The organism is Mesorhizobium sp. M0408 (genome assembly GCF_040321495.1).
GTDB lineage: Bacteria > Pseudomonadota > Alphaproteobacteria > Rhizobiales > Rhizobiaceae > Mesorhizobium.
The window spans coordinates 117390-135885 of record NZ_JAMYRO010000001.1 but is presented as its reverse complement, the minus strand read 5'-3'; the positions used below and the strand labels follow the sequence as shown (position 1 = coordinate 135885).

The following is an 18496-nucleotide window of genomic DNA, read 5'->3' as shown; positions in this document are numbered from 1 at the left end:
TCAGGCGCCCTTCCCCTTGACCGCTTCCATGCCGACCGATCTCGGGCTGAGCGAGGCGAACAGCGCCTGGACATAGGGCCGGAACATATGCTCGAGCGCACCGGCGAACAGGATGACTAGGCCCTGGATGATGACGATCATGTCGCGGCTGATCGCCGGCATCTCGAAGGCGAGTTCGGCGCCGCCCTGGTAGAGCATGCCGAACAATATTGCCGCCATGACGATGCCGACCGGATGCAGGCGGCCCATCAGCGCCACCGCGATGCCGACGAAACCGGCGCCCGAAACGAATTCGAGTGCGACATTGTGCTGGTCGCCCATCGTCGGGTTGAGCGCCATCATGCCGGCTAGCGCGCCCGAGATCATCATCGCGATAATGATGATGCGGATCTCCGAAATGCCGGCATAGCGCGCCGCTTTCGGGCTGTGGCCATAGGTGCGCATCTCGTAGCCGAGCTTGGTGCGCCAGATCAGCACCCACACCAGGAAGGCCATGGCTAGCGCCAGCAAGGAACTGACGTTGAATGGCGCCGAACGGATTTTGGCGCCGAACAACTCGATGACCCAGTTGAGCTTCGGCAGTTGCGCGCCTTCGAGAAAGGTGCGCGTCTGCGGTGCCATCGAGGCGGGGGGCTTCAAGTACCCGACCAGCGCACGGACCATGACGCTGGCGGCGATGAAATTGAACATGATGGTGGTGATGACGATGTGCGAGCCGCGCTTGGCCTGCAGATAGGCCGGGATCAGCGCCCACAGCGCGCCCATCGCCGCGGCGGCGATAATGGCGATCGGGAAGGTCAGCCACCAAGGCAGCACGCTGTCGAAGGCCAGGCAAACAATGCCAATGCCGAGACCGGCGATATAGCCCTGGCCCTCGCCACCGATGTTGAACAGGCCGCAATGCGCCGCAACCGCCACCGAAAGCCCGCTGAAGATGAAGGTGGTGGCATAGAAAAGCGTGAACGCGATGCCTTGGCCGCGGCCGAAGGCACCCTCGACCAGGACGACGGCTGCGCGCAGTGGGTTCTCGCCAACCAATATGACGACGAAGCCGGCAACGACGAAGGCGACGAACAGGTTGATCAGCGGGATCAGGACGTAGTCGACCCAGGCCGGCAGCTTGGCATAGGGAGTGCTCATTCCGCCGCCTCGCGCTGCTCGACGCCGGCCATCAGCAGGCCGAGCTCGCCCTCGGTCGCGTCGGGGCCGCGTTCGCCGACGATGCGGCCGGCAAACATCACCAGGATGCGGTCGGACAGCGAGCGGATCTCGTCGAGCTCGACCGAAACCACCAGCACCGCCTTGCCCTGGTCGCGCATGGCGATGAGGCGCTTGTGGATGAATTCGATGGCCCCGACATCGACGCCGCGCGTCGGCTGGCCGACGATCAACACGCCGGGATCTTGTTCCATTTCCCGCGCAAGCACGATCTTCTGCTGGTTGCCGCCGGAGAAATTGGCGGTCTTGAGGCGGCAGTCCGTCGGGCGGATGTCATATTTGACGATCTTGTCCCGAGCATCGTTACGGATGGCGTCGATGTCAAGGAACGGCCCCTTCAGATAGCGCTCGTCGTCCTGGTAGCCGAGGATCGAATTCTCGTTCTCCTCGAAGGCCAGCACCAGCCCGACATGATGGCGGTCCTCCGGCACATGGGCAAGGCCGCGCTCGCGCAGCTCGCCAGGGTCGGCGGCGCCGGTGAGGTCGATCGGCTTGCCGTCGAGCATGACCGAGCCCGAAACGGCATGCCTGATGCCGGAAATCGCCTCGAGCAATTCGGACTGCCCGTTGCCGGCGACGCCGGCAATGCCGACGATCTCGCCGGCATGGACATCGAAAGAGACGTCGTCGACCATGGTGACGCCGCGGGAATCCTTCACCGTCAGGTTCTTGATCGCGAGCTTGACGCCGCCGGCCTTCGCCTCGCCCTTCTCGACGCGCAGCAGCACGCGCCGGCCGACCATCAGCTCGGCCAGTTCCTCGACCGTGGTCTTCTTGGTCTCCCTGGTCGCCACCATCGTGCCCTGGCGCATCACCGAGACGGTGTCGGTGATCGCCATGATCTCGCGCAGCTTGTGGGTGATCAGCACGATCGTCTTGCCCTGCTCCTTCAGCTGCCTGAGGATGCGGAACAGGTGGTCGGCCTCGGCCGGCGTCAGCACGCCTGTCGGCTCGTCGAGGATCAGGATCTCGGCGCCGCGATAGAGCGCCTTGAGGATTTCGACGCGTTGCTGCAGGCCGACCGGCAACTCCTCGATGATGGCGTCCGGATCAACTTCGAGCCCGTATTCGCGCTCGAGCCGCTCCAGCTCGGAACGCGCCTTGGCGATGCTCTTCTTCAGCAGCGCATCGCTTTCGGCGCCGAGAATGACGTTTTCCAGCACCGAGAAATTGTCGACCAGCATGAAATGCTGATGCACCATGCCGATGCCGAGCGCGATCGCATCATTCGGTGTCTTGATCGATGCCGGCTGCCCACCGACACGGATTTCGCCAGAATCGGCCTGGTAGAAACCATAGAGGATCGACATCAGCGTCGACTTGCCGGCGCCGTTTTCGCCGACGATGCCATGGATAGTGCCGCGCATAATCTCCAGATTGATGTCGCGGTTGGCGCGCACGGCGCCAAAGCTCTTGTCGATGCCGATCAGCTCGATTGCGGCTTGCGCCATGCAGCCTGTTCCCACTGTTATTTTTTTACCGCTTGGTCAAACGCCTAGCATGACGCCCAGTCTGTGCCAATTGGGTCTGTGCCAATTGGCCGGAGCAGGGTTCACTCTCGACAAATCCCGCCATGCTTGTCAATTTCCAACGTGGCCGCACCCTGCACAATCGCCTGATCGAGGATTTCAAATGACCATGCCCGAGGACCGGCTGACGACGCTGGAAATCCGCGCCGCCGAGCAGGAGAAGACCATCGAGGAACTGTCCGGCCAGATCGCCGAGCAGTGGAAGGTGATCGAGCGCATGCAGCGCAAGCTCGACGCGCTGGCCGAGCGCTTCCTGGCGCTGGAGGAACAGGCCGCGCCCGACGTGCCGGTGACCAAGCCGCCGCACTGGTGAGCGGGCCGACAAGACAAAACCGCCGGGCTTTCACCCGGCGGCTCGTCAGTTCAGCAGTGCCAGTCGATCAATAACGGCAATCGATCAATACGGGCAGGCATTGTCCGACATGTAGTCGTGCACCTTGATGGTGCCGGCTATGATGTCGGCCTTGGCTTTTTCGACCGCCGCCTTCATTGCATCGTCGACAAGCGCCTTGTTGTTGTCGTCCATGGCGTAGTCGACGCCGCCTTCCTTGAGGCCGAGATCGTTAACGCCGGCCGTGAATTTGCCGTCCTTGGCATCCATGAAGGTGTTGTAGACGGCAACGTCGACGCGCTTGACCATGGAGGTCAGCACCTTGCCGGGCTGCAGGCCGTTCTGGTTGGAATCGACGCCGATGCCGAGCTTGCCGGCGTCGGCCGCTGCCTGCAGCACGCCGACACCGGTGCCGCCTGCCGCCGCGTAGACCACGTCGGCGCCCTGGTCGATCTGCGTCTTGGCGATCTCGCCGCCCTTGGCCGGATCGTTCCAGGCTGCCGGCGTATCGCCGGTCATGTTCTGGATGACGTCGGTGGCGCCGGCCGCCTTTGCGCCGCCGACATAGCCGCAGCCGAACCTGCGGATCAGCGGAATGTCCATGCCGCCGACGAAGCCGACCTTCTTGGTCTTGGAAGCCATCGCCGCCATCACGCCGACGAGGTAGGAGCCTTCCTGCTCCTTATAGACCAGCGAGCGGACATTGGGCTTGTCGACGACCATGTCGATGATGGCGAATTTGGTGTCGGGGAACTCGGTGGCGATCTTGTCAAGCGCGTCAGCCCACGAGAAGCCCGCCATGACGATGGGGTTGCGACCGTCCTCGGCGAAACGGCGCAGCGCCTGCTCGCGCTGGGTGGCGTTGCTGACCTCGAATTCCACATAGGGGATGCCGGTCTCGGTCTTGAACTTTTCAGCGCCGTTGAACGACGCCTCGTTGAACGATTTGTCGAACTTGCCGCCGAGATCATAGAGGATCGCGGGTTGAATGTCCGCGGCGAAGGCCGGAAGAACCATTGCAGCTGCGGCCATAAGGCCGAGAACGATACGTTTCATGTGATCCACACCCCTGTCGGTTATTTGTCCATTATGCACCGCATGCCGGCCCGGTTCTCCGGCAGGCATATGGCGTCGGGCAGGAGTGTCTTCCTCCCGCTTCGGGTCAATCTGGCACGGCCCGAAACAAAATTCACGTGGAATTTTGACCCTTTGGAAAAGCATGGCGCCGCATCGCGGCGCCACAGCATATTCCTTGCGTCAGGAGCATAAAATCAGGCGGAGACGGCGGCCGGAATGGCGCAGGAGACGCCGGTTCCCTGCAGGCCGCAATAGCCGTAGGGGTTCTTCGCCAGATATTGCTGGTGGTCTTCCTCGGCGAAGTAGAATTCCGGCGCCGGCGCGATCTCCGTGGTGATCTTGCCGCGTCCGGCGCCGCGCAGCGAACCCTCGTAGGCGTCGCGCGAGGCGATCGCAGCCTGGTGTTGAGCGTCGTTGAGCGTATAGATCGCCGAGCGGTAAGTGGTGCCGACATCATTGCCCTGGCGCATGCCTTGCGTCGGGTCGTGGCTTTCCCAGAACAGCTTCAAGAGCTCGGCATAAGACACGATCTTGGGGTCGTAGACGACGAGCACGACTTCGGCATGGCCGGTGAGCCCCGTGCAGGTTTCCTGATAGGTCGGGTTGGGCGTGACGCCGCCGGCATAGCCGGCCGCCGTGACCCAGACGCCCTTGACTTGCCAGAACAGGCGCTCGGCGCCCCAGAAGCAGCCCAGGCCGAACATCGCCGTTTCCATCCCTTCGGGATAAGGACCCTTGAGCGGCCTGTTCGAGACAAAGTGCTTCGATGCGGTCGGGATCGGCCGGTCGCGGCCGGGCAACGCCTCGGAGGGTTTCGGCAGGTTGAGCTTCTTGTTCAGCATGTCGCTGAGAAACATGTGTGGGTTCCTTTTCTTCTTGGTTGAGCCTCCCCGGTACGGAACACCGGGTCAGGCTGGAAATGTCAGGTTGCGGCGAACCGCCCGCTGGGGCGCTGCCGCCTGTAACCGATGGCATAAAGAATGAACGCCAGGACCGCGAACACGGCAAAGCCGGGCTGGCTGAGCACCCAGGCGATGGCACCGTCCCACAGCAGCGGGTTGATCTTATCGCGGACGAAGCTTTCGAAGGCGCTGCGCGTATCCGGCGAGACAGCGAGCCAGCTGGTGTTGAGCGGGGTCATCACCAGCGCCGAAGCCGCCACCGAGCGGGTCGCATCGAGCACGGCCATGATGACCGAAACCGAAAGCGCGACCATTGCAGCGAGACGAAAGACGAAGCGGAACATCCGGACCCTTCCTCCCCAGGAGTTTATCAGAATGTCGTGTCGGACTGTTAAATAGGACCTGCGCGCTTTATCCGCAATCGCGACACGTGAAGTTGAACCCGTGACCGCCGGTTCGCCGGAACCGGTGGTGCGCCGGACGGCAAGCACAACCTCCGCCGATCGTTTCGATAGGCTCCGAACGGGTGCCCCAGCGGCATGGGCTGAGCATCCGTATCCGGCAAAGCGAATAGACTGCCGTTATGTCTTGGCATTCGGCACCGGATCGACTAGATGAGCCCCGCGCCTGTTGCTTTGACGGCTCGGGTGCGGGGAAAGGGTATCCGCTGGTTGACGGCGCCCACGGCCGGAATTCCGGCCGGAATCCCACAGGAGAGGCATCTCCCCAACCCGCGCGGCGAAACCGGCCGCGGCGAAAATGCTAAAGGATGGAGAGGTGGCCGAGTGGTTGAAGGCGCACGCCTGGAAAGTGTGTTTACGGGAGACCGTAACGCGGGTTCGAATCCCGCTCTCTCCGCCAGTTGCCTCGCCAAATTGCTGAAATACCTAATAAATTTCATGGCTCGCAGTATTTGACCCACTTTTTGCCCCACATAATTGTGTGGATTAAAATGGCTGTCACAGGCTTTCTCTGGACGCTATCTCTAGCAAGAGCGCTTCATTGTGGAGCGAAGTTGAGCGCCTCTCCAACTATGTGAGTCTGGGGCCGGATGGTCCTGTCACTACGGGGACGACGGCGACGTTGGCGGGTGTGTGGAGAGGCTTTGATTTTGGTGGGCGTGTTGACCTGTCGCCCGATCCTGTGGGGAGCGAAAGATGGTGACGATACTGAAGTGGATTGCCATCGCTGTACTTGGGCTGCTGGCATTGATGCATGCGGCACTGACTGCTTCACTGATCTGGCACATGTTCCGCTACGATGTACCCGGAGCTTGGATTGCGGAGCCCGAATTAGTCAGGCAATACCTGATTCCGCTGGCTTCCATTTTTGGTCTCTTGATACTGATGCGATACGCCAAGCCGACCGAAAGAAAGGCGTGCATCGCAGTTCTCGCTGCCGTTACTGTGTCCTTTGCGCTGTTTCTATTGTTGCATTTAACCGGTCGATTGACGATCAAATAGAGGGGACACTTGGGGCCCGCGCAGCGATTTTTGGCTGTTCTGCATGCTGATTTTTGCCTCTGATAGTGCTTCGCGCGGGTAGAATTTTGCGTTCGCGGCCTGCAAATTTTGTCATCGAATCCGGTTTGCGCGCACGAAATTTGGGCTCTTCTTGCGGTAAGCTAGCGCGGTTTCTCGTGCATCGGCGAGCGAGATGATCGACGTGCCGCCCAATCCGATGTCTCTACGCCTGCCTTGGACGATGATCCGGAGGAGCCAACGCTTCGCTCCCGACGGGTCCACGACGAGGTAAAGGCCATTGCCATCGGCATATCGTCCCGGAGTCTTAGCCTGCCGCACCTCGATCGCGCTTAGCGCCTTGTCCGGGTGCTTTCCCGATTTTTGCATCGTCCGCCCAACTCACCCCACCCCACATTTTCACCCACATTGTATCGGCGATTTTGTTGGACGGCAATGAATGTCGTTGGACGAACTGAAAAATTAACGACTTGATTTCAAAGCGTTATTGGACGTCATTGGCCGCAGACGAACAGCCGACTGGCTGCCGCTCTCTCCGCCAGATAAATCTCACCGGTTCGCCAGCCTAAAGGGACGCTGGACGGCTACTGCCGCTGCGGTGCAGGTATCTTGGGGCAGGCAGAGGGGGCGCGAAGGCTACGGAGCGGCTTTCATCTTCGCCGCACCCTTACCTCAGATCAGCCTACAACCAATCGGCCCGCGCTTCACCAGAAGCACGGGCTTGGTCGACTCGGCGCCATCGCCGCCCCGTCTAGCGCGGGACCGCTTGTATTCCCGAGACCGAGCGCTCTGTTTCGGCGGAGAAAACCACGAAGGCAAAGATCAGCACGGCGACAGCGACAATCATTGAGCCGGTGGCGACGATCGGCTCGAGCGCCGGGTTTCCCTGCAGCATCAGGTAAAGAGCCGGCAGCATCACGACCAGGCCGAGATTGTAGACGCCGTAGTGGATCATGGCGCTCCTGCGGGCAGCCTTCGCCGGATTCAGCGCATAATAGCCGCCGAATATTGCACTGGTGACCCACCCCAGCAGGTTGATGTGCGCGTGAGCCGGAAACGCGCCGTGATCGCCTGAAATTGCCATCTGCAGGCCAGCTGCAATTCCCAGAATAAGAAAGATGATGGCTGTCTTGAAAAAGAGTTCCGAAACCTTAGGCATGTCATTCTCCCAAACCCGTTTTGCCGCCGCATCATGCTGTGGTTCCGGCGATCTTGCCAAGGGACCGTCGGGCCTGCGGAGCCATTTGTCGCCGGCCTGACAGCCCGTTGGCGGCCGGCCGCCGGGCTTGGCCGGTTGCGAGCCCAGCCAGCAAAAAATATGCACTCACGCTAATTTAATTGCAACATTACCGGGCAGGCTTCATGTCGTTCTCGCCAGGAAAGTGTCCTGCACGATGGTGGTACCATACGCGCCAAAGGTCTGCCCGTCAGTGTTGCAGCAAGGCCTCGCCGAACTTCTCCCACAGCTGTGCGCAATCTGTTGCTCTGAGGCTGGGGGTTCCGAGTGGGCCATATCTGATGACGGCGGCGTGAACATCATAGCCAACGATAGGTGCATTGGCGACAAAGTGGATAGCCTCGCCCAATCGGCGGGGGCCAATTGGCGCATCGGTTTTGTTGGTGATGTCGAAGACACCACGAATATCCGCTTCCTGATTCCTGGCTGCCAACGCAGCCGCCATTACCCTTTCTTGCATCATCGAAATCTCTCCTATCGGTCTAAGTCTAAGAACCGCGGCTTGTGCCGGTCCGGCAGCTGACAACCGGCAAATCGAAGTGCCTTTTGCAGCATCTCGATTGGCTCTTGCTGCGAGCCACTCCGCCCGCTCCCGCGGCAAGCCGATAAGGCAACTGCCAGCGAAATCCGCAGGCACGTCCACGGTCGCATCAAACACGGCCCACGTGCCAGTCGGCTCCTGAACGGGCAAAAACCTCATAACAGCGCCTGCTAATATACTATGCCGACTGTGAGGACGAGACTTTTTCCTGCATCAACTAAACGAATGAGAGCTGGTGTCGAAGTGCCGGGCGACGCTCGTCGAAAACAAATCGTCGGCGACATCGCCTGGATCGAAGGTGGGCCTGAGCAGCGATCCGGCCGCATTCGGGGCTCGCCGACAGGGACAAGCACAAGACGCAGCGCCGGCACGCCTCGTCAGATGTTACTTTCTGCCCTGCGGATAGATCGTCTCGCCGCGCTTCAGCATCTCCACGAACGCCGCGATCTTCTTCTTGCGTCCGGCTTCGGTTTTCATGTTGTGGATGCGGAAGGCGAGTGCGAAGCGGTTTTGCCCGCTGAGCTTTGCCAGCATCTCTTTCGCCTTGGGCTCGGCGTCTATTGCCGCCTGGAGGTCGTCGGGGATCTTCATCTCCTTGCCGCTCTTGTAGGCGCGCGCCCAGCGGCCGTCGGCCTTGGCCGCATCGACCTGCCTCAGCCCGTGCTCGGTCATCCGGCCCTCCTCGATCAGCCGGGCGACATTGTCGACATTGATCTGGCTCCAGGTGCTCTTCTTGCCGCGCGGGGTGTAGCGCTGCAGGTAGCTTTTGCCGTCCAAGGCCTTGCGCACCGCATCGATCCAGCCCCAGCACAACGCCACGTCGATGGCTTGCTTCGGAGTGATCGACGGCAGTCCCGAATCGAGCTTATGGATCTTGATCCAGACTTCGTCCTCACTGTCGTGATGCTCGCCAAGCCAGGCATGGAAGCTTTCGGCATCCCTGAACTCGCGCACCTTGGCGGGGTCGACCTTGACGGGCGCCATCAGCCGGTCCGCCCATGACGCGAGCGCGTAACGACGCCAAACCGCTTGCCGGCCGCGCGCGCGCTCATCTCAGCTCCGAGTCCGCAATCCGCAGGCCTGGTGATTCTCGCCGGCACGCATTCAGCCCGCACGATTGGGCGTGCCGAGGACATGGGATTTCGGCGGCAGCATGACGTTGTCGAATGTCTGCGTGAACATCGCCGCCGCAAAGAAAGCGACGGCGCGCAGGGTTTCGGTGCCGGTGTTGACGAGGTCGTGCCTGACCGGCGTCGGAAGTACCAGGACGCTGCCGGGCCCGACCGGGTGGGTGGTGCCGCCCTCGATGTGTAGCTCGCCGGTGCCGGCGATGATGTATTGCGTCTCTTCGGTGGCGTCGCTGTGCCAGCCAAGCCGCTTGCCGGGCTCGATCTCGTAGACAATGACCGAGGACTGGGTGGTGCCGTGCCCGCCGTAAACCGCGAAAGCGCCGGCCCATTTGACCGACGGATCGTCCTCTGCCCAAACCAGCGAACGTTCGAGCCTGTCGGATGCGACGACTGCTGTCATGGCTTCGTTCCTCTCAGCGAATTGCGAACACGAATCTAGATGATTTTTCTGGTCTGCGTCAGCAAAACTGGCTGCTGACCGTTCCCTCGCCCATTGCGCGTGACGATTTGTCGGGCCGCGATCCGACCTATTCTACTCTCGGGCCGGATCACTGAGCCGATTCCCCAATGCAACCAAGCCTTTACCTTTTAGCCAGTTTTAAGTTGCCCCTGCGTTGCGTTCGTGGTCCGGTACAACCAGGGCGCTCAATGCGGCATTCGGCAACGGTCGCCTCACCGACCGTCAAGGCAACAACACCGTCGAGCCAACACAGGAGATAGCAATGGGCATTTTCGACAGTATCAAAGGTGCGATTTTCGGAAACGCGGTTGCGGCCGAAGCGCCGCCGGCGCAACCGTCTCCCGCGCCTGCTTCGAGCACGGCCACCCAGCCGACGGCGCCTACCCGATCCGCCCCGGCTGCAACCCCGGCTCCGGCCGCGCCGGCCGCGCCGTCCTCTGCCCCGGACATCGCTGCCATTCTCGACAAGGCGGTGGCCGCGAAGGGGCAGAAACTCAACTGGAAGAATTCGATCGTCGACCTGATGAAGGCTCTGAATATCGACAGCAGCCTCGGCGCCCGCAAGGAGCTTGCCCACGAGCTGAACTACACCGGCGATATGAACGACACTGTAACGATGAATCTGTGGCTGCACGACGCACTGATGAAAAAGCTGGCCGAGAATGGCGGCAAGCTTCCGAGCGACCTGGCCGCCTAGAGTCACAAGACAAGCAATTCCAGGAAAACGTGTGAACGGTTTTCCGTCCGGAATTGCGTCAAACAAAAAAGACGGACCGGTTCGGCGTTTCCGTGAAACGACGAACCGTCCCGGTCCTGCCCGCACCGTGGTTCTTGCTGCGCTGGCTTCGGCCGCAACCGAGCAGACCACACTGCCAAGCATCAGACTGCCAGTAAATAAAATTGAGACCGACCCCGGCCGCCGGGATTGGGTCTATGGCGAAGTCGCATGGCACAAAAGCGCTGCCGCCTCGCGCCTGGATTGCCTCCCGCAAAACCGACGATTTCGGTCGCTGCCCACGCGCTGGTAGGACCACCATTTCGCTGGCGAAACGCGACGTTCGGCGTATCATTCTCCCGGGAGAGGGTTCATGGTGGGAGGAAGCCAATGAACGTGGTGCAGCGGGTGACCGTCGCCGACTTGACGGCCCAAGAGCTTGTTTCATCTGCGCTTTCACGGTTCGGTGCCGGCGACACCATATCGACGAGGGCGATGCTGGACATCGTTCGCAGGACGGCCCCGGCCTGCGGCAACAGTGACGACGATCTGGTCGAGCTTATCGTCATGACGGCCGTTGGTAGGACCATGGGCGTCGTGTTCGACCATCGCTCCCATTAGCAATCCGGAACGAATACCAGGCTGCGCCCAGGAGCAGTGGCGGGCGGTTGGCAGCGCCGCCAAAGAGGCCAGCCTGTTTGTGCGCGAAGGCCGGCCTGACGCCAAGCCCCTGCTTTGAGCAAACCGCCGCGCATGCCCGGTCATGCCCGAGGGCAGGCAACTGGGCGACACGCTCGAAGGAACTCGCTGAAATCTTGCCCGTTATGCTCTCGTCGAGATGAGGAGAGCTGCCATGGCCGACGACAAAACCAAGACCGACAGTCGCGACCGCTCACGAATGGCGGGCGGCGAAGACTACGAGGTACGTCACTTCGCCGAGGAAGCGGGCATCACCCCGGATCAGGCACGCACGCTGATCAAGCGCCACGGCACCGACCGCAAGGTGCTGAACGAAATCGCCGAAAGCATAAGAGCGTCGTAATGGCTGACAAGAAAACCGCAATGGCCGACCGCAAGACGCGCGATCCGGACGAAAAGGAGGCTCTGCGCCTGGCCGAAACCACCGACGTTTCGCCGAAGCAGGCGAAGGATCTGATGCGCAAGCACGGCAAGGACAGCCCGAAGGTCGAGAAGGAAGCCAAGAATTTCAAGGCCGAGGGCTGAGCCGCCGAGCCGGTTGGACGCGCGGCACAGGGTTGTGGCCGCAATCCTGCAGCTTATCGGTTTTCTAACAAATTCGGCCTATCCCTTCCGCTATCGCGGCTCAGGGATGCCATATGCGCGGGATATCTGGTGAGGCGAGGCCGTCGATAGACGACATACGGCATGTGAGGCTGATGTTTTGCCTGCTGGCGGCGGTCGTGATGGCGGCGGCGCTCCTCGCCTTTGCCACCTCCCTCCTGCAGGATCCCGATAGCTGGTGGCACATCAAGGTCGGCATGGATATGCTGGCAAGCCGCACATTCCCCACCGTCGACATCTATTCCTACACTTTTGCCGGCCAGCCATGGATCGCCAAGGAATGGCTTAGCCAGGTTCTCCTTGCAATTGCCTTTGAAGCCGGCGGCTGGAACGGCGTGGTGCTGCAGGCGACTGCAGTAATCGCGCTGACGGCCTTCTTGACCTCGTGGTATCTCAGCGCGTGGTTGAAGCCGACGCTGGCGATAGGACTGACGCTGGTTCTCGCGCTCTTGATCGGGCCAATCTATGTCGCCCGGCCGCACATCTTTACCTTGCCCATCATCGTCGTCTGGACCGCCGGTCTTTTCCAGGCCGCACGCAACGAGAAAGCACCGCCCTTGTGGCTGCTGACGCTGCTTTGCCTGTGGGCCAATCTCCATGCCACCTTCACCTTCGGTTTCGTCATCGCCGCCTTCGCCGGGCTCGATCTCGTCATGCGCACGCGCTTGTCGAACCCCCGGCTGCTGGCCAAGTGGATCGCTTTCGGGCTGCTTTGCCCGCTGGTCAGCCTGCTCAATCCCTATGGCGTCAAGGCCATACTCGCCACATTCACCGTGGCCTATGGCAATGAGGCGGTGCCTTACATTGCGGAGTGGCAACCCTTCGACGCCTCGCGGCACACCCTCCAGGAGGTGGTCCTGCTGGCGGCGTTTTTCGGGCTGCTCGTGTCGAGATTGCGCATTGGCTGGGCCAAGGCGCTGTTCCTTGTCTTTACGTTGCACGTCTATCTCACCCACATACGGTTCATGTATCTGTTCTTTCTTCTCGTGCCGGTGGTCCTTGCCGTCGAGGTCGCGCAACAATATCCAGTGCTTTCAGCCGAGAAATGGGCGGCGGAAAAGCGCGACGGACTTGAACAATTTTTCGCACGGCAATTTTCCAGGATTTGCGCTGGACTTGCCGTTTTGCTGGTTTTGGCGGCTGCCGCCTTCACGACCTATCCGGTCGCGCCGAGCCAGAAGACCTCGGCGAGGGACGCACTGGCCTTTGTCCAAACCCATAATCTGTCGGGCAATCTGCTGAACTCCTACGATTTCGGCGGTACGCTGATTTTCCATGGCATCAGGACGTTTATCGACGGCCGCGCGGATCAGCTCTTCCTGAATGGCTTTACGGAAACGGATGAGCAGACGGGGCACAGCCGGGGCAAGCCGATCCTGAAAGCCCAACTCGACAAATATACGATAGGCTGGGCATTGTTGACCGCCGACGACAGCCGCATTCCGTTCTTCGACGAACTGGGCTGGAAGCGGGCCTATGCGGACGATTACGCGGTGATCTACACCCGCGCGGACTGAGCCCCGGCAGCTTCGCGCGCCGGTGCGCACCTCCCTCCTGAAGCTGTGGCCAGCGCCGAGGCGGCGAAATCCTTATGGGATTTTGATTTCTTTGCTCCGCGTCCCGTCTCGAACCTTTATGGCACTTTGATCCATATTCACCGGAGCGGTGTATCCAGCCGCCGATATGATGCGGCGACGGTTTGGATAGTTTGTTAAAGTAAACAAACAAATACAACATAAGGAAAACGCGCGGTGGACATAGTTGTTGTCGCGATTGGAATCGCGTTCTTTGCTCTATGCTTCGGCTACATCAAAGCTTGCGACAAGCTGTAAGTTTAGGGGATCGTAACATGCTTTTCGACTATATCCTCGGCGGCGCCGTGACCTTGTTTCTTCTCGCCTACCTGACATACGCCCTCGTTCGCCCGGAACGCTTCTGATCTCCGCTGGCAAGGAGCCAACCCCATGACAATCAACGGATGGCTGCAGATCCTCGTCTATTGCGGGATCGTCGTTCTGCTGGCCAAGCCGCTCGGCGGCTACATGCATCGCGTTTTCAGCGGCGAGCGCACATTCCTGTCGTCAATTCTGGCCCCGCTCGAGCGCGGGCTCTACCGCATATCAGGGACCAGCGAGCGCGAGGAGCAGCACTGGACCTCCTATGCGGCGGCCCTGCTGTTCTTTAACCTGGCCGGCTTCCTGGTGCTCTATTCGCTGCTACGGCTGCAAGGCGGCCTGCCCTACAATCCGGCCGGCATGACCGCCGTCGAACCTGGGCTGGCCTTCAACACCGCCGCCAGCTTCATGACCAACACCAACTGGCAGAACTACGGCGGCGAAAGCACGATGTCCTATCTCGTGCAGATGGCCGGCTTGACCGTGCAGAATTTTCTGTCGGCGGCGACTGGCGTCGCCATTGCGGTCGCATTGATCCGCGGCTTTGCCAGGGCCTCAGGCAAATCGATCGGCAATTTCTGGGTCGATATGACCCGCGGCACGCTCTACCTGCTTTTGCCCTTTTGCATCGTGTTGACTCTGGTCTATGTCTATCTCGGCATGCCGCAGACGCTCGCTGCCTACGTCAACGCGACGACGCTCGAAGGCGCCCAACAGACTATCGCGGTCGGGCCGGTCGCTTCCCAGGTTGCCATCAAGATGCTCGGCACCAATGGCGGCGGTTTCTTCAACGCCAATGCAGCGCATCCCTTCGAAAATCCCGATGCAATCTCCAACCTGATCCAGATGGTGACGATCTTCGCCCTCGGCGCGGCGTTGACCAATGTCTTCGGCCGCATGGTAGGCAACCAGCGCCAGGGCTGGGCAATTCTGTCGGCTATGGGCGTGCTGTTCATCGCCGGCGTTGCCGTCTGCTACTGGGCGGAAGCCGCCGGCAATCCGCTCGTCCATGCGCTGGGCGTCGACGGCGGCAACATGGAGGGCAAGGAGAGCCGCTTCGGCATCGCCCTGTCGGCAATGTTTGCCGTCATCACCACGGCCGCATCCTGCGGCGCGGTCAACGCCATGCATGACAGCTTCACCGCACTCGGCGGCATGATCCCCATCATCAACATGCAGCTCGGCGAGGTCATTGTCGGCGGCGTCGGCGCCGGCTTCTACGGTATCCTGATGTTCATCGTCATTGCCGTTTTCGTCGCCGGGCTGATGGTCGGACGCACGCCCGAATATCTCGGCAAGAAGATCGAGGCCAAGGAGGTCAAGATGGCTATGCTGGCCGTGCTCTGCCTGCCGCTTGCAATGCTGATCTTCACCGCTATCGCGGTGGTGCTGCCGACCGGCGTTGCTTCCATCGCCAATGCCGGCCCGCACGGCTTCTCCGAGGTTCTCTATGCCTACACCTCGGCCGCGGCGAACAATGGCTCCGCCTTTGGCGGCCTCAGCGGCAACACGCCCTGGTACAACGTAACGCTCGGCATCGGCATGCTGATGGGCCGGTTCCTGGTCATTATTCCGGCGTTGGCGATTGCTGGCTCGCTGGTTGCGAAGAAGACCGTCCCTGCCTCCGCCGGCACCTTCCCGACCGACGGTCCGCTGTTCGTCGGGCTGCTGGCCGGTGTCATCCTGATCGTCGGCGGCCTGACCTTCTTCCCGGCCCTGGCGGTCGGACCGATCGTCGAGCACCTGGCGATGATTCACGGTCAGACATTCTGAAACGACGATGCCCTGGTTCGAGATCATACCTCGAAAGGTCCGGCATCGCCCCGAGCCGGAGGGGGAGAAAACGCCTCCTCCTTTCCCGACGCTGTCCACATTCCTCGCTATTGCGGCAGCCTTGATCATGATCTGGCTGCTGGCTTACGGGCCGCCGCACCTTCGTTCGGCACACGATCGACCGGTCAACAACATCGACACTGGAGCTACCAAATGAGCCCGTCGAAATCCGTGAGCATCATGGATACCCGCATTCTGTGGCCCGCTATCGGCGGTTCCTTCAGAAAACTGAACCCGCGCACCTTGATGCGAAACCCGGTGATGTTTGTCGTCGCCGTCGTCTCGGCGCTCACCACCGTGCTGTTCGTCAAGGATCTCGTTACCAGCGGCGGCGATCTTGGCTTCACGCTGCAGATCATCATCTGGCTGTGGTTCACCGTGCTCTTCGCCAATTTCGCCGAAGCGGTGGCCGAAGGCCGCGGCAAGGCGCAAGCTGACTCGCTGCGTCGGGCGCGAACCGAGACGCAGGCCAAGCTGTTGAACGGTGGCGACCGCAGCAAGTTCAAACTGGTGCCCGGCACCAGCCTGAAGGTCGGCGACATCGTGCTTGTCGAAGCCGGCGACATCATCCCCTCGGACGGCGAGGTGGTCGAAGGCGTGGCGTCGGTCAACGAGGCGGCCATCACCGGCGAATCCGCACCGGTCATCCGCGAATCCGGAGGCGATCGTTCGGCGGTGACCGGCGGCACGCAGGTCTTGTCCGACTGGATCCGCGTGCGCATCACTGCGGCTGCCGGTCATACGTTCCTCGACCGCATGATCTCGCTGGTCGAGGGCGCCGAGCGCCAGAAGACACCCAACGAGATCGCGCTCAACATCCTGCTCGTCGGCATGACGCTGATCTTCGTGCTGGCGACGGCGACGATCCCGAGCTTCGCCTCGTATTCGGGCGGCTATATCTCGGTGACCGTGCTGGTCGCCCTGTTCGTTACCCTGATCCCGACCACAATTGGCGCCCTGCTGTCGGCTATCGGCATTGCCGGCATGGACCGCCTGGTGCGCTTCAACGTGCTCGCCATGTCGGGCCGCGCCGTCGAGGCGGCCGGCGATGTCGACACGCTGCTGCTCGACAAGACCGGAACCATCACGCTGGGCAACCGTCAGGCGACGGCATTTCGTCCGGTCAAGGGCGTCACCGAACAGGAACTGGCCGACGCGGCTCAGCTTGCCTCGCTTGCCGACGAAACGCCGGAAGGCCGCTCGATCGTCGTCCTGGCGAAGGAAAAATACGCCATCCGCGCCCGCGACATGGCAAGCCTGCACGCGACTTTCGTGCCCTTCACCGCGCAAACCCGCATGAGCGGTGTCGATCTGGAAGGCTCCTCGGTCCGCAAGGGCGCAGTCGATGCGGTACTTGCCCACGTCAACCTCTCGACCGTTGCCACAGGCAGTACGCGCCCCGGCAGCGACACCGTCCGCGACCTTCAGGCGATCGCCGACGAGATCGCCAAATCGGGTGGCACTCCACTCGCGGTCGAGCGCGACGGGCGCCTGCTCGGCGTCGTCCATCTGAAGGACATCGTCAAGGGCGGCATCGCAGAACGCTTTGCCGAATTGCGCCGCATGGGCATCCGCACGGTGATGATCACCGGCGATAATCCGATGACCGCGGCGGCGATCGCGGCGGAAGCCGGCGTCGACGACTTCCTTGCCCAGGCGACGCCCGAGGACAAGTTGAAGCTGATCCGCGACGAGCAGGCCAAAGGCAAACTGGTCGCGATGTGCGGCGATGGCACCAACGATGCGCCGGCCCTTGCGCAGGCCGATGTCGGCGTTGCCATGAACACCGGCACGGTCGCGGCGCGCGAGGCCGGCAACATGGTCGATCTCGACAGCGATCCGACCAAGCTGATCGAGATCGTCGAAATCGGCAAGGCGCTCCTGATGACGCGTGGCTCGCTGACCACCTTCTCCATCGCCAACGACGTGGCCAAGTATTTTGCCATCATCCCGGCAATATTCGCCGTCTTCTACATCGCCCCGGGCCAGACCGCCGGGCCGCTGCAAGCGCTCAATGTCATGCATCTGGCGACGCCGCAGAGCGCTATCCTCTCGGCCATCATCTTCAACGCGCTGATCATCATTGCGCTGATCCCGCTGTCGCTGAGGGGCGTCAAATACCGCGCGGTCGGCGCCGGTGCGCTGCTCAGCCGCAATCTCATTGTCTATGGCCTTGGCGGCGTCGTAGTGCCCTTCGTCGGCATCAAGATGATCGACATGGCCATCACCGCTCTCGGTCTCGCCTAAGGAACCTCGTCGATGCTCAATCAAATCAGGCCCGCGATCGTCATGATCGTCTTCTTCACCATTCTGACGGGTTTGGTCTATCCGATCGGCATGACCGGCATTGCCCAGGCGCTGTTTTCGCGCCAGGCCAATGGCAGCCTGATCGAGAAGGACGGCAAGCTCGTCGGTTCCGAGCTGATCGGCCAGGCTTTCGAAAGCGACCGCTACTTCCATGGCCGCCCGTCGGCTGCCGGCGACGGCTACAATGCCGCCGCCTCGGGCGGCTCGAATCTCGGCCCGACCAACCCGAAGCTCATCGACAGGATCAAGAGCGACGCCGAAAAGCTGAGAGCCGAAAACCCGAGCCAGCCGGTACCGATGAATCTGGTCACCACGTCCGGCAGCGGCCTCGATCCGCATATCAGCCCCGATGCGGCCTATTTTCAGGTTGCCAGGGTGGCCAAGGCCAGGGGCGTCGATGAATCCAGGATCAAATCGCTTGTCGACAGCCATGTCGAAGATCGCGAATTGGGATTCATCGGCGAGGCGGTGGTCAATGTGCTGGCCCTCAACCTTGCGCTGGACGATGCGATGAAACAGTGAAGGACCGGCGCCGGGA

At 61.5% G+C, this 18496-nt stretch carries 21 protein-coding genes and 1 tRNA gene; 12 read left to right on the top strand and 10 right to left on the bottom strand.

Going from position 1 to position 18496, the window contains the following annotated elements:
* The gene (locus NKI67_RS00705) at nucleotides 1-1140 is read right to left on the bottom strand and encodes an ABC transporter permease (RefSeq protein WP_352644105.1); all 1140 of its coding nucleotides are present in this window, start codon (nucleotides 1138-1140) and stop codon (nucleotides 1-3) included.
* A complete protein-coding gene (locus tag NKI67_RS00700; protein ID WP_352454009.1) occupies nucleotides 1137-2669 on the bottom strand; it encodes an ABC transporter ATP-binding protein in 1533 nt (510 codons plus the stop codon). The genes NKI67_RS00705 and NKI67_RS00700 overlap by 4 nt, the downstream gene beginning before the upstream one ends.
* Nucleotides 2670-2850: 181 nt before the next feature.
* On the opposite strand from NKI67_RS00700, the gene NKI67_RS00695 reads away from it, so the two are divergent.
* On the top strand, nucleotides 2851-3060 hold the full coding sequence (locus NKI67_RS00695) for a SlyX family protein (protein WP_031211352.1): 210 nt from the start codon (nucleotides 2851-2853) through the stop codon (nucleotides 3058-3060).
* An 84-nt stretch (nucleotides 3061-3144) separates the two neighbouring features.
* On the opposite strand, the gene NKI67_RS00690 is transcribed toward NKI67_RS00695, so the two are convergent.
* The 3 genes from NKI67_RS00690 to NKI67_RS00680 form a co-directional block, all read right to left on the bottom strand.
* Complete coding sequence (locus tag NKI67_RS00690; protein ID WP_023675310.1) at nucleotides 3145-4134, bottom strand: BMP family lipoprotein; 990 nt, start codon at nucleotides 4132-4134, stop codon at nucleotides 3145-3147.
* Between the two features lie 215 nt (nucleotides 4135-4349).
* The gene (msrA, locus tag NKI67_RS00685) at nucleotides 4350-5012 is read right to left on the bottom strand and encodes a peptide-methionine (S)-S-oxide reductase MsrA (RefSeq protein ID WP_352633718.1); all 663 of its coding nucleotides are present in this window, start codon (nucleotides 5010-5012) and stop codon (nucleotides 4350-4352) included.
* A gap of 65 nt (nucleotides 5013-5077) precedes the next feature.
* On the bottom strand, nucleotides 5078-5401 hold the full coding sequence (locus tag NKI67_RS00680; RefSeq protein WP_023675308.1) for a hypothetical protein: 324 nt from the start codon (nucleotides 5399-5401) through the stop codon (nucleotides 5078-5080).
* 427 nt (nucleotides 5402-5828) lie between these two features.
* Here NKI67_RS00680 and NKI67_RS00675 point away from each other — a divergent pair.
* Both NKI67_RS00675 and NKI67_RS00670 read left to right on the top strand, forming a co-directional pair.
* A tRNA-Ser gene (locus NKI67_RS00675) sits at nucleotides 5829-5918 on the top strand.
* A gap of 296 nt (nucleotides 5919-6214) precedes the next feature.
* Nucleotides 6215-6520, top strand: coding sequence for a hypothetical protein (locus tag NKI67_RS00670; protein WP_352448285.1), 306 nt, complete (start codon nucleotides 6215-6217; stop codon nucleotides 6518-6520).
* A 111-nt stretch (nucleotides 6521-6631) separates the two neighbouring features.
* On the opposite strand, the gene NKI67_RS00665 is transcribed toward NKI67_RS00670, so the two are convergent.
* The 5 genes from NKI67_RS00665 to NKI67_RS00645 form a co-directional block, all read right to left on the bottom strand.
* On the bottom strand, nucleotides 6632-6907 hold the full coding sequence (locus NKI67_RS00665) for an Arm DNA-binding domain-containing protein (RefSeq protein WP_352448286.1): 276 nt from the start codon (nucleotides 6905-6907) through the stop codon (nucleotides 6632-6634).
* A 382-nt stretch (nucleotides 6908-7289) separates the two neighbouring features.
* Entirely contained in the window at nucleotides 7290-7697 is a 408-nt protein-coding gene (locus NKI67_RS00660) for a hypothetical protein (RefSeq protein WP_023675307.1), read from the bottom strand.
* A gap of 268 nt (nucleotides 7698-7965) precedes the next feature.
* Nucleotides 7966-8238 (bottom strand): hypothetical protein, encoded by a 273-nt coding sequence (locus NKI67_RS00655; protein ID WP_031211351.1) that lies wholly within the window; start codon nucleotides 8236-8238, stop codon nucleotides 7966-7968.
* Between the two features lie 462 nt (nucleotides 8239-8700).
* Nucleotides 8701-9300: a YdeI/OmpD-associated family protein gene (locus NKI67_RS00650; RefSeq protein WP_352644104.1), complete on the bottom strand. Its 600-nt coding sequence runs from the start codon at nucleotides 9298-9300 to the stop codon at nucleotides 8701-8703.
* A gap of 120 nt (nucleotides 9301-9420) precedes the next feature.
* Nucleotides 9421-9846, bottom strand: a complete 426-nt coding sequence (locus NKI67_RS00645) for a cupin domain-containing protein (protein ID WP_352465923.1) — start codon at nucleotides 9844-9846, stop codon at nucleotides 9421-9423.
* A 322-nt stretch (nucleotides 9847-10168) separates the two neighbouring features.
* Between NKI67_RS00645 and NKI67_RS00640 the strand changes: the two genes are divergently transcribed.
* From NKI67_RS00640 to kdpC, 9 genes are all read left to right on the top strand, one after another.
* Nucleotides 10169-10603, top strand: a complete 435-nt coding sequence (locus NKI67_RS00640; RefSeq protein ID WP_023675304.1) for a DUF3597 domain-containing protein — start codon at nucleotides 10169-10171, stop codon at nucleotides 10601-10603.
* A 408-nt stretch (nucleotides 10604-11011) separates the two neighbouring features.
* Entirely contained in the window at nucleotides 11012-11242 is a 231-nt protein-coding gene (locus tag NKI67_RS00635) for a hypothetical protein (protein ID WP_023675303.1), read from the top strand.
* Between the two features lie 232 nt (nucleotides 11243-11474).
* The gene (locus NKI67_RS00630; RefSeq protein ID WP_023675302.1) at nucleotides 11475-11663 is read left to right on the top strand and encodes a DUF3606 domain-containing protein; all 189 of its coding nucleotides are present in this window, start codon (nucleotides 11475-11477) and stop codon (nucleotides 11661-11663) included.
* Entirely contained in the window at nucleotides 11663-11845 is a 183-nt protein-coding gene (locus tag NKI67_RS00625) for a hypothetical protein (protein WP_254816845.1), read from the top strand. The genes NKI67_RS00630 and NKI67_RS00625 overlap by 1 nt, the downstream gene beginning before the upstream one ends.
* Nucleotides 11846-11958: 113 nt before the next feature.
* On the top strand, nucleotides 11959-13440 hold the full coding sequence (locus NKI67_RS00620) for a hypothetical protein (protein ID WP_352644103.1): 1482 nt from the start codon (nucleotides 11959-11961) through the stop codon (nucleotides 13438-13440).
* Nucleotides 13441-13772: 332 nt separating this feature from the next.
* Nucleotides 13773-13862, top strand: a complete 90-nt coding sequence (locus NKI67_RS00615; protein ID WP_023675300.1) for a K(+)-transporting ATPase subunit F — start codon at nucleotides 13773-13775, stop codon at nucleotides 13860-13862.
* A 25-nt stretch (nucleotides 13863-13887) separates the two neighbouring features.
* Nucleotides 13888-15591 carry a potassium-transporting ATPase subunit KdpA gene (gene kdpA / locus NKI67_RS00610; protein ID WP_023675299.1) on the top strand — a complete coding sequence of 568 codons (1704 nt, stop codon included), beginning with the start codon at nucleotides 13888-13890 and terminating at the stop codon, nucleotides 15589-15591.
* A gap of 213 nt (nucleotides 15592-15804) precedes the next feature.
* Nucleotides 15805-17898 carry a potassium-transporting ATPase subunit KdpB gene (kdpB, locus tag NKI67_RS00605; protein WP_352465925.1) on the top strand — a complete coding sequence of 698 codons (2094 nt, stop codon included), beginning with the start codon at nucleotides 15805-15807 and terminating at the stop codon, nucleotides 17896-17898.
* Nucleotides 17899-17910: 12 nt separating this feature from the next.
* Nucleotides 17911-18480: a potassium-transporting ATPase subunit KdpC gene (kdpC, locus tag NKI67_RS00600; protein WP_023675296.1), complete on the top strand. Its 570-nt coding sequence runs from the start codon at nucleotides 17911-17913 to the stop codon at nucleotides 18478-18480.
* The last annotated feature ends 16 nt before the right edge of the window (nucleotides 18481-18496 follow it).

Bases quoted from the DNA above. Each gene is read 5' to 3' on its own strand.
- NKI67_RS00705 (WP_352644105.1), bottom strand. From the start codon at position 1,140: ATGAGCACTCCCTATGCCAAGCTGCCGGCCTGGGTCGACTACGTCCTG.
- NKI67_RS00700 (WP_352454009.1), bottom strand. From the start codon at position 2,669: ATGGCGCAAGCCGCAATCGAGCTGATCGGCATCGACAAGAGCTTTGGC.
- NKI67_RS00640 (WP_023675304.1), top strand. From the start codon at position 10,169: ATGGGCATTTTCGACAGTATCAAAGGTGCGATTTTCGGAAACGCGGTT.
- NKI67_RS00650 (WP_352644104.1), bottom strand. From the start codon at position 9,300: ATGGCGCCCGTCAAGGTCGACCCCGCCAAGGTGCGCGAGTTCAGGGAT.
- kdpA (WP_023675299.1), top strand. From the start codon at position 13,888: ATGACAATCAACGGATGGCTGCAGATCCTCGTCTATTGCGGGATCGTC.
- NKI67_RS00695 (WP_031211352.1), top strand. From the start codon at position 2,851: ATGACCATGCCCGAGGACCGGCTGACGACGCTGGAAATCCGCGCCGCC.
- NKI67_RS00690 (WP_023675310.1), bottom strand. From the start codon at position 4,134: ATGAAACGTATCGTTCTCGGCCTTATGGCCGCAGCTGCAATGGTTCTT.
- NKI67_RS00665 (WP_352448286.1), bottom strand. From the start codon at position 6,907: ATGCAAAAATCGGGAAAGCACCCGGACAAGGCGCTAAGCGCGATCGAG.
- kdpC (WP_023675296.1), top strand. From the start codon at position 17,911: ATGCTCAATCAAATCAGGCCCGCGATCGTCATGATCGTCTTCTTCACC.
- NKI67_RS00620 (WP_352644103.1), top strand. From the start codon at position 11,959: ATGCGCGGGATATCTGGTGAGGCGAGGCCGTCGATAGACGACATACGG.
- msrA (WP_352633718.1), bottom strand. From the start codon at position 5,012: ATGTTTCTCAGCGACATGCTGAACAAGAAGCTCAACCTGCCGAAACCC.
- NKI67_RS00670 (WP_352448285.1), top strand. From the start codon at position 6,215: ATGGTGACGATACTGAAGTGGATTGCCATCGCTGTACTTGGGCTGCTG.
- NKI67_RS00645 (WP_352465923.1), bottom strand. From the start codon at position 9,846: ATGACAGCAGTCGTCGCATCCGACAGGCTCGAACGTTCGCTGGTTTGG.
- NKI67_RS00635 (WP_023675303.1), top strand. From the start codon at position 11,012: ATGAACGTGGTGCAGCGGGTGACCGTCGCCGACTTGACGGCCCAAGAG.
- NKI67_RS00615 (WP_023675300.1), top strand. From the start codon at position 13,773: ATGCTTTTCGACTATATCCTCGGCGGCGCCGTGACCTTGTTTCTTCTC.
- NKI67_RS00630 (WP_023675302.1), top strand. From the start codon at position 11,475: ATGGCCGACGACAAAACCAAGACCGACAGTCGCGACCGCTCACGAATG.
- NKI67_RS00655 (WP_031211351.1), bottom strand. From the start codon at position 8,238: ATGATGCAAGAAAGGGTAATGGCGGCTGCGTTGGCAGCCAGGAATCAG.
- kdpB (WP_352465925.1), top strand. From the start codon at position 15,805: ATGAGCCCGTCGAAATCCGTGAGCATCATGGATACCCGCATTCTGTGG.
- NKI67_RS00680 (WP_023675308.1), bottom strand. From the start codon at position 5,401: ATGTTCCGCTTCGTCTTTCGTCTCGCTGCAATGGTCGCGCTTTCGGTT.
- NKI67_RS00660 (WP_023675307.1), bottom strand. From the start codon at position 7,697: ATGCCTAAGGTTTCGGAACTCTTTTTCAAGACAGCCATCATCTTTCTT.
- NKI67_RS00625 (WP_254816845.1), top strand. From the start codon at position 11,663: ATGGCTGACAAGAAAACCGCAATGGCCGACCGCAAGACGCGCGATCCG.